Below are 595 nucleotides of genomic sequence, written 5' to 3'. Positions count from 1 at the left end.
CACCGCCGTCACCCGGGTGGACGGCCACTGGCACGTCACCGACACCACCACCGGCAACTTCACCCGCCACACCGACACCGGCGCCCCGGAGTACCACGCGCTCAACCTGCACAACCCCGCCGGCGGCCCCGTCCACCCGCTGGCCGGCCACTACCTCACCACCACCCCCGACGGAAACCTCGGCCTGCTTCGGGGCGACGGCGCCCCCGTGCCGACACTCACCTCCCCACAGGGCACCATCACGTCCCAGACCGCCATGGGCCCGGGCGTCACGCGGATCGACGCCGGCGGACACCACCTGGTGGTCGACGGCAACGGCCGGCACATCCACGACGCGATCACCCTGCGCGGCGCCGACGGGGCACCCACCGGAACGCACCTGTTCACCCCGCCGAACGCCACCGGCACCGCACCCGGCGCCATCGCCCACACCGACCTCGGCGCCCCGGTGCCGAACACCGCCGTCACCCGGGTGGACGGCCACTGGCACGTCACCGACACCACCACCGGCGACTTCACCCGGTACACCGGCACCGGCCACGTGCGGTACGACGCGCTCTCCCTGCGCAATCCCGCCGGCGGCCCCACCCACCCC

General features: G+C 74.5%; 1 pseudogene. It reads left to right on the top strand.

The features are described 5' to 3' along the window. Positions 1 to 595: pseudogene (locus FNQ90_RS26065) on the top strand (hypothetical protein); the annotation flags it as partial.

Origin of the sequence: Streptomyces alkaliphilus, assembly GCF_014141535.1 — a bacterium.
GTDB classification, from domain to species: Bacteria; Actinomycetota; Actinomycetes; order Streptomycetales; family Streptomycetaceae; genus Streptomyces; species Streptomyces alkaliphilus.
This window is presented reverse-complemented; position numbering and strand designations above follow the sequence as displayed.